Consider the following 292-nt stretch of genomic DNA (forward strand, 5'->3'; position numbering starts at 1 on the left):
AGTCCGTCATTGAACGGATCGTGCACGGCTGGTCGCCGCAACAGATCGCCGGTCGGATGCGGCTGGAGCGCCATCCGATCTCGGTCAGCCACGAGACGATCTACAAGTTCGCCTATTCGCCGGATGGTCACGCGATCAAGCTCTGGAAATATCTGCCGGAACATCGGGCTCGACGCCGGGCGCGGCATGCGAGGCGCCGGCATGGCCAGCGTTTCAGCCCGGACCTCAACACCCTGCGCCGCCCGGATGTGGTTGCCGATCGCAGGCAGTTCGGACATTGGGAATGCGACCT

Annotated in this window: 1 pseudogene; it reads left to right on the top strand. The window is 64.0% G+C overall.

Annotation, left to right across the window (positions count from 1 at the left end):
* Nucleotides 1–292 (top strand): annotated as a pseudogene (locus ACOZKU_RS09105) (IS30 family transposase); the annotation flags it as partial.

This window comes from Shinella sp. M31, from assembly GCF_049199205.1.
GTDB lineage: Bacteria > Pseudomonadota > Alphaproteobacteria > Rhizobiales > Rhizobiaceae > Shinella.